Consider the following 8682-nt stretch of genomic DNA (forward strand, 5'->3'; position numbering starts at 1 on the left):
CTCAGCCTTATTGTCAATCCCTTTTTCTACTTTTTTATCCCTTTTTACTTATTTTTTTCATATCACCATCTTTTCTGTTTCCGTTATAGCACCCACAAAAGCCTGTCATTACAGGCTTTTACGCTGTTGCAGCAGCATAATCAAGGCTTATCTTCGCTTCAATAAAAAAGCGGTATTTTTTTATTAGACACCATTTTTATTCTCTATTTTGTTATCTGTTTTATAAAATCGAGTGATTTTAAATGTTTTTCCAAAATGATTTCTAAATAATCCAGCATAATATTTTCTGCTGCCAGCAAGTCTTTTGCCTGAATTTTGAATGGCTGCAAATCATTCCAATCCAATTTCAACAAATGTAAAATAAACAACCTGACTTTTGCCGGATATATTATTTTTTCATTCTTCTTGCATTTGTTACACACAGCACCGCCCTCTTCACATGAAAAAAAAGCGTCACCCTTAATTTTTTCCCCACAGATGACGCAGTTTTCATATTGAAGCTGACTGCCCGTATATTCTAAGATTTGAAAAAAAGCTGCCAACGCCGCTACTCTTGGATTGCGCTTAAGCATTGCTGGTATTATCTGTAAAAGTTTATCATAAACTTGCGCCTGGGGTTGATTTTCCTCAAAAGTTTCTGAAACTATCTCAGCTACAAAAGAGGCATAAGCAAATGCCGTATAATCATAGGAAAAATCCGCTAAAAAACCATTATGGTCGCAATTTTTTATAATATCCAGCCTCTGTCCTTCTGCCAGCTGCAAATCCAATATACTAAAAAGCTGCGCAGCAGAAGCTAACCGACTATTTGTTCTGCGGCATCCATATGCCGCGGCCTTAATTTTTCCTTTATCGCGCGAAAACAAAGTTATCAGCTTATCGGCTTCTCCCCAATTCACAGCCCCTAAAACAATGGCTTTTACATTATAGAGAGCCATTTATTTATCACCCTTCAACTTGCCCGTATTGCCCGGCATAACTGCACCTGCAGTTATGATATACTGCAACGCATCTTCTCCTTGTATATCTATATAAGTAACATCTTTTTTAGGAATAAACACATTAAAACCCGATGTCATATTTAAACTCCAGGGAATAAATACAGACAGGTATTCTTCATCACCAAAATATCCGGCCATTTTTTTTGAAACTGGTGTCATAACAAATCCAAGGCAGCGTACTCCGGGATGCGGATACGGCACAAGTACAGCATTTTCAAACATATTGCCTGATTTAAAAATAGTATCGGACAGCCTTTTGACACTGCTGTAGATAAACTTCACTATAGGTATTCTAGCAATAAGTCCTTCTCCCCAAGATATAAGACGCTTTGAAATCCAATTTGAAGATAACCAGCCTACGCCTATAATGACAAACACTACAATAATTATTCCCATTCCTGGAAATTTTATAGGGATATAATGCCCTATAAGCCCATCTACCATAAGCCAGACTGTAGAAATAACCAAATATGTAATGAAAATAGGGGTAATTATCATAATTCCATTTATAAAACATTTTGACAGCTTATTCATCAATTTTTTCACGACGCAACCGCTCCTATTAGTCATTAAAACCGAATTCCTTTAGTATTCTCTCACGATCACGCCAATCTTTCTTTACTTTTACCCAAAGATCCATATAAATTTTCGATCCTAATAATTTTTGGATATCAGTCCTCGCATCTACACCGATTTGTTTCAGCAAAGCACCTCTTGCGCCAATAACTATTCTCTTTTGTGATTCGCGTTCTACATATATAGTCGCTCTTATATATACATCTCCATTTTTGCGTGTTGCAATTTCATCTACATCTACTGCTACTGCATGGGGTACCTCATCACGTGTCGAAAGTAATACCTTTTCCCTTATAAGCTCTGCAATGATAAGCCGTTCCGGTTGATCTGTTATCATATCCTCTGGAAAATATTGCGGACCCTCTGGCAAATAAGCAGCAAGTTCCTTTAATAATGCCGGTAAGTTGCTCTGTTCCCTTGCAGAAATAGGAATTACAGCAGAAAATCCTGTTGCCTTCTTACTCATATCCGCAGCACTGCTGATATTTCTATATTCCTTTTCATAGCCAGCAATTATTGGCAACAATTTGCCCTTTGCCGTTAAATCTATTTTATTTATAACAAGAATAACCGGTTTATTAGTTGATTGCAGTTGTTTCATTATATATCGTTCACCGCCGCCCACTTTTTCATTTGCGTCAACGACAAACAATATTGCATCCACTTCCTTTAATGTATTTTGGGCTGCTTTGACCATATGTTCACCCAATTTATGAAGTGGTTTATGAATACCAGGTGTATCAATAAATACCACCTGCATGTTTTCCTGCGTCAATACGCAAAGTATCTTATTACGCGTTGTCTGTGGTTTATCAGACATAATGACAATTTTCTGCCCTATCAGGCTGTTAATCAATGTAGATTTACCAACGTTCGGCCTGCCAATTACAGCAACAAAACCAGATTTGTATTTATTCTCCATAGTACTCCCTTATCAAAATTATTAGCGGCTGTATTTACTAACAGCCTTACTGTCCTTTATCGCAAGATCCCCAATTTTCCCATAACAAAATCTTCTTCTTTGCGCATTTCTAACCGATCCTCTTCTTGCATATGGTCATATCCCAATAAATGCAGCATACCATGCACCGTCAAAAAAGCGACCTCCCTTTTTGCACTATGCCCGTATTCCTCTGACTGTTCAACAGCTTTTTCCAAAGAAATCACGATATCCCCAAGTACATTTACAGGTGCGCCGCCCTTAATGGCCGGTTCATCTCCCTCATTTAGGGCAAATGACAATACATCAGTAGGGCGATCTATATTGCGGTATTGCTTATTCAATTCATGGATTTTTTCATTATTAGTAAGTGTAATACTCACTTCGCTGTCTTTTAAATCATAAAGATCAGCCATTTTATTTGCTGCTAACTCTATAGTATCAACAAAAGATTTATCTACAGCTATACTTTCAGGGTCTTTATCGATTAATACCTGCATAATCATTTCCCCTTTTGTTATTTTTTTCTATAATTTCAGATGTTTCGTATGCATCATACGCTCTTATAATCCGTGCAACTACATCATGCCGTATAACATCCGTATCAGAAAAGCGCACACAGCCTATCCCCTTGACATCTGCCAATATATTTACGGCTTCAGTAAGGCCGGACTCCATGCCCCGCGGTAAATCAATCTGGCTTAAATCACCATTGACTACCATTTTTGAACCAAAACCTAAGCGTGTTAGAAACATTTTCATTTGCCGCCCTGTTGTATTCTGTGCTTCATCCAATATGGCAAAAGCACGTTCCAGCGTTCTGCCACGCATATATGCCAAAGGTGCTGTTTCTATTATATTTTTTTCCATTAATTTTTTATACGTTTCAAGTCCTAATATATCTTGGAGGGCATCATACAGAGGCCTTAAATAAGGATCTACTTTTTCTTGTAAATCACCAGGAAGATAACCAAGGCGTTCGCCCGCTTCCACTGCCGGTCTCGTCAAAATAATCCGGTCGACTTCATGATGTCTTAATGCCATAACGGCCATAACAACAGCCAAATATGTTTTTCCTGTACCAGCCGGCCCAATACCAAACGTAACAGAATTTTTCTTAATAGTCTCTAAGTATATTTTCTGTCCCAGTGTCTTTGGTCTGATCGTATTACCACGCGCCGAAACATACAATGTATCATTAAACAAACTATGCAGGTTCTGATCCTGTCCGTTCTTTATCAATTTCACCGCATAGCGTACTTCATGAATAGTTATCTGTGTTCCCTGTCGATATAAACCTAATAATTCTTCAAAAACTTTTGCAGCGGCTGCAACTTCTGACTGTTCTCCGTTTATTGTCAGTTCTGTTCCCCGTCCTGCCATTTTACATGAAAAGCTGTCATTTAGAAAGCGAAAAAATTCATCATGTTCTCCTAATAACGCAATTGTTTCTTGTTTATCTTGAAAAATTATTTTACGTTCACTAAATCCTTGCAAATACAGATAAGCCTCCTGTTATTATATTTTATCAGTTTAAATTTTACAGCATGATATATAAATGTCAAGTGGACAAGTCCTAGCCATATATTACTATTTTCGCTATACCAATTCTTGCCATAACACTAGATTTAACTATATTGCAACAGTGAAAAATAATCCTCTTAATAAAATAGTGACTGCCGTATCAGTCCTAACACTGACATGACAGTCACTACATAAATGTTCAGGCCGTAACATCTTTTTTCAAATGATCCTTAGCTACTGACAGCATTAACTTTATGCGGTTAAGCTGATTGACCTCGCTTACTCCCGCATCACAATCAATAGCCACTATATTGGCATCAGGATTTGAGCGCAGTAATTCTCTTATCATTCCCTTGCCCGTTATATGATTTGGTAGACAGCCAAAAGGTTGCAAACAAATAATGTTCTTCACGCCTTCCGCCAAAAGTTTCAACATTTCCCCCGTCAGGAACCATCCTTCACCTGCCATATTGCCAAGCGAAACATGTCCATCCGTAAGTTTAGCTATCTGTTTTATCGTACAAGGTGCGGTAAACCGCTTGCTGTTCTTCAACGCCTTGCGCATAGGGCGACGATAAAATTCCATCAATTTTATTGCTGTTTCTGATTTAAATTTATCCAACCATTTGCCTGACAACATTTTATAAGAAATGATATCATCATATGCCATATACATAAAAAAGTCCATCAGGTCAGGCATAACTACTTCTGCCCCTTCATTGTACAAAATCTCTTCCAAATGATTATTTGCAGTGGGATGATATTTGGCAAGGATTTCCCCTACTATGCCGATGCGCGGTTTTTCCAGTCCTTCGACCAGCGGTATAGTATCAAACTCAGCAGTTATCTTCTTTATGTTACTGGCAAATTTACTATAGCGTTCATTAGTATCGCCAAGATCAGCTTTACATAAATCCATAGAGGATGCAAAAAGAGCTTCAACGCTTCCTTCTTTCAATTCGTACGGCAATGTGCGGTGACGCACTCGTTGCAACAAATCAGCATAAATTGTCGCCTTTAACACATCTATAAAAAGACCTGTTGTCATTTTGAAGGAATCTGTTTCCCTGCCCCAGCAGGCAAACACTGGCACCTGCGGCATTCCCGCATCCTGCAAAGCTTTACGCATAAGGTTAAGATAATTGGTTGCCCTGCATGCGCCGCACGTCTGGAATAACATTATTGAAGTATTATTTACATCATATTTTCCTGATTTTAATGCATAGAGCAACTGGCCAATAACGATAATCGCCGGATAGCACATATCATTATTCACATAACGTAAGCCTTCATCAACAGCTGCCCGTCCAGGCATTTCTGGTATAACAATATGATAGCCGTATTTTTTCACAGCTGCTTCGATCAAAGCAAAATGCAGTGGAGACATCTGCGGTGCGAGAATAGTATGTTCCGTCTGGCATTCTTTTTTGAAATAAGCTCGTTCTCTTACAGGCTTTGGTGTCCCGCCGCCTTCCTTCATCCCATATTTCCATGCTGCCATAAGTGAACGAAGTCTTATCCTGGCTGAGCCGAGATTACTCACTTCATCCAATTTTATCATCGTATAGATACAATTCCTGCGTTCCAAAATTTCTTTTACTTGTCCAGTAGTTATCGCATCCAAGCCGCAACCGAAAGAACTTAACTGGATTAAGGTAAGCTTTGGATGCTCTGCTACATATTCCGCAGCATGGTACAAGCGCGCATGGTATACCCATTGGTTGACAATGCTAAGATTTTCGTTCTCCACAGGTAAATGTGCAAGTGCATCTTCAGATAAAACAGCTATACCATAATTTTGAATCATTTTAGGAATTCCATGATTTATTTCAGGATCTATATGGTATGGTCTACCACAAAGGACGACTGCTTTCATATGTTCTTTTTCAACTTTTTCTAAAACTGCTACGCCATAATCCCTGACATCCTGTTTGTAATGTTCAAGTTCTGCATAAGCATTTTCTAAAGCTTCGCGTATATCTTTTTTAGCACATGAAAGTTCTTTTAGTTCTTCTGTCAAACGTATATACATTCTTTTTTTATCATTTATCGGTAAAAACGGTTGTAAAAATTTTATATTTTTCTTCTGCAAAATATCCATATTAGCACGGATATTTTCTGCATAAGACGCCACAACCGGACAATTATAATTACTATCGCCCTTATCAATTTCATCCACTATATTGGAGGGAATACAAGGATAAAAAATGGTCTTAATGCCTTTTTCTATCAAGTCCATAATATGTCCATGAACCAGCTTTGCCGGATAGCATAACGAATCCGATGGCACCGTGGACATCCCTTTATAATAAAGCTGTGCTGAAGATTCCCCCGACAAAACCACTTCATAGCCAAGCCCTGTAAAAAAGGTAAACCAAAATGGATAATCCTCATACATATTTAAGCTGCGCGGTAAACCGATTTTCCCTTTTGGGGCATTTTGTAACGGTTTATAATGCGCAAACAGACGCTTATACTTATATTCAAATATGTTCGGCACATCATCAAGCGTCTTCTTTACTCCGCCAGCGCCTCGTTCACAGCGATTGCCGATGAAATACTTTCCGCCATCCGGGAATTTCTGCATGGTAATAAGACATTTATTGCCACATTTTTGGCAGCGATAAGAGATTTGTTCCGCCTTAAAGTCGATCAACACTTTTGCTGGCAGTAATGTCGATTTTTCCTGCTTTCTTTCCATTGCCAATAATGCCATGCCATAAGCGCCCATTAACCCCGAAATATCTGGGCGGATAACATTTTTCTTTAGTAAAAGTTCCATTGAGCGCAAAACGGCATCATTATAAAACGTTCCGCCCTGGACTACTATATTATCACCCAGTTCAGCAGTATCCTTTATCTGGATGACCTTAAAAAGAGCATTTTTTATGACGGATAAAGCTATCCCTGCTGAAATATCAGCAACGGCAGCGCCTTCTTTTTGTGCCTGTTTTACTCTTGAATTCATAAATACAGTGCAGCGCGTTCCAAGATCTACTGGATGGTTAGCGTTAATACCCTTACCTGCGAACTCGGCTGCTGTCATGGAAAGCCCTTGTGCAAAGTTTTCAATAAATGATCCACAGCCAGCAGAACAAGCTTCATTGAGAACTATCTGCGCAATATGACCATCCTTTACAAAAAAGCATTTCATATCTTGTCCGCCAATATCCAATACGCAGCTTACTTTCGGGCAAAACTCCTGGGCAGCCCTGAGATGGGCAAATGTTTCTACTTCACCAAAATCAGCATGTACAGCTGCCTTTACAATATATTCCCCATAACCTGTGGTACCTGCACTGCTGATATAGGTTTTACTGTTTATCTTGCTGTATAAATCACGCAGAGCTTCAATCACGCTGTCCAGTGGTACACCTTTATTACTTCCATAGGAAGTATACAAAAGCTGCTTATCCGAACCCACAGCTACCACTTTTGTAGTAGTAGAGCCCGCATCTATGCCCACATACAGCGGTCCCTCATAACTACTTAAATCACCTTTTTTGACAATATCCTTATCATGCCTTTGTTTAAAGGCAGCATATTCTTCATCATTCTTAAATAGAACAAAAGGAACTTCTCCAGTGTCAGCCTTTACGTTCTTTCCTGCCTGCAATGCTGCAAGGAGCCCGTCATAATCAAGTAAAACTTTATTTTCTGAAAGAGCCGCCCCCATAGCTACAAAGTAGCATCCATCTGGTGCATTGACAATATGTTCATCATCAAGCTTTAATGTTTTTATAAAACGTTCACGCAATACAGGAAGAAAATACAACGGCCCGCCTAAAAATGCAATATGTCCTTCAATAGGACGGCCTTGTGCTAAATTACCAATAGTCTGGTTGACTACGGCCTGAAAAATAGAAAGCGCTATGTCTTCCTTTGATACTCCATCATTTATGAGTGCCTGCACATCTGTTTTAGCAAAAACACCACAACGGGAAGCAATAGTATAAACCTGCTTGCCATTTTGGGCCAACTCATTAAGCCCCTCGGCATCTGTGTGCAAAAGTGCTGCCATATGGTCAATAAAAGAACCGGTTCCCCCTGCGCATACACCATTCATGCGCTGTTCCGGTGCTATGCCAAAATATGTTATCTTGGCATCCTCTCCCCCTAGTTCAACTGCTGCATCTGTACACGGTATCCATTTTTTCACGGCTTGCGTACAAGCGATAACTTCCTGAACGAATGTCATCTTCATGGCAGAAGCCAATCCCATGCCAGCGGACCCTGTAAGGGTACAACAGAACTTGCGGTTATGCAGTTTATCTTTCAGCATAGCAACATCTTCACTTAAGGCCTTGTAAATCTCAGAAAAATGCCGCTTATATTGCTTAAACACGGTTCTGTCTAACTCATCTAAAACTACGGTTTTGATAGTAGTAGACCCTATATCAATACCAATTTTCCAAGTAGGATTCATAACTAACACCCCAAATATAATAACAAAAGCTCTAATTATCCCCGCAAAGACCGACGATATCAATAGAACTATCATCTTCTACAATTACACGCCTCGGCTAAGGGCAGTTATAACTTACAATACGCTCAATGTCAAGGTAGTTGTCAGTAATTCTTCAAATTTTATATGTGCATCTACTGACTATGCTCCAGATTCGACTGTATGTTCGAAGTGGG

7 protein-coding genes are annotated in these 8682 nt (G+C 39.2%); 1 reads left to right on the plus strand and 6 read right to left on the minus strand.

Translation table 11 applies throughout. The features are described from left to right. The coding region (locus EDC37_RS12455) for a hypothetical protein (RefSeq protein ID WP_207900835.1) at positions 1 to 187 on the plus strand (187 nt) is incomplete at its 5' end. Between the two features lie 16 nt (positions 188 to 203). Here EDC37_RS12455 and recO read toward each other — a convergent pair. The 6 genes from recO to EDC37_RS11995 all read right to left on the minus strand — a co-directional run bounded on the left by recO (position 204) and on the right by EDC37_RS11995 (position 8467). After that, positions 204 to 938, minus strand: a complete 735-nt coding sequence (gene recO / locus EDC37_RS11970) for a DNA repair protein RecO (RefSeq protein ID WP_132551662.1) — start codon at positions 936 to 938, stop codon at positions 204 to 206. Beyond that, a complete protein-coding gene (locus tag EDC37_RS11975; protein WP_243642194.1) occupies positions 939 to 1547 on the minus strand; it encodes a DUF502 domain-containing protein in 609 nt (202 codons plus the stop codon). It lies immediately after the preceding gene. A gap of 16 nt (positions 1548 to 1563) precedes the next feature. Continuing rightward, positions 1564 to 2499 (minus strand): GTPase Era, encoded by a 936-nt coding sequence (gene era / locus EDC37_RS11980; protein ID WP_132551664.1) that lies wholly within the window; start codon positions 2497 to 2499, stop codon positions 1564 to 1566. Between the two features lie 56 nt (positions 2500 to 2555). Further along, on the minus strand, positions 2556 to 3017 hold the full coding sequence (ybeY, locus tag EDC37_RS11985; RefSeq protein WP_132551666.1) for an rRNA maturation RNase YbeY: 462 nt from the start codon (positions 3015 to 3017) through the stop codon (positions 2556 to 2558). Beyond that, entirely contained in the window at positions 2998 to 4020 is a 1023-nt protein-coding gene (locus EDC37_RS11990; protein ID WP_132551668.1) for a PhoH family protein, read from the minus strand. The genes ybeY and EDC37_RS11990 overlap by 20 nt, the downstream gene beginning before the upstream one ends. 220 nt (positions 4021 to 4240) lie before the next feature. Further along, positions 4241 to 8467 carry a 2-hydroxyacyl-CoA dehydratase gene (locus tag EDC37_RS11995; RefSeq protein WP_132551670.1) on the minus strand — a complete coding sequence of 1409 codons (4227 nt, stop codon included), beginning with the start codon at positions 8465 to 8467 and terminating at the stop codon, positions 4241 to 4243. Between the last annotated feature and the right edge of the window lie 215 nt (positions 8468 to 8682).

The organism is Pectinatus cerevisiiphilus, assembly GCF_004341685.1.
GTDB lineage: Bacteria > Bacillota > Negativicutes > Selenomonadales > Selenomonadaceae > Pectinatus > Pectinatus cerevisiiphilus.

What these genes read in the sequence shown, in the direction of transcription:
- era (WP_132551664.1), bottom strand. Translation starts at nt 2,499, where the DNA reads ATGGAGAATAAATACAAATCTGGTTTTGTTGCTGTAATTGGCAGGCCG.
- recO (WP_132551662.1), bottom strand. Translation starts at nt 938, where the DNA reads ATGGCTCTCTATAATGTAAAAGCCATTGTTTTAGGGGCTGTGAATTGG.
- ybeY (WP_132551666.1), bottom strand. Translation starts at nt 3,017, where the DNA reads ATGCAGGTATTAATCGATAAAGACCCTGAAAGTATAGCTGTAGATAAA.
- EDC37_RS11995 (WP_132551670.1), bottom strand. Translation starts at nt 8,467, where the DNA reads ATGAATCCTACTTGGAAAATTGGTATTGATATAGGGTCTACTACTATC.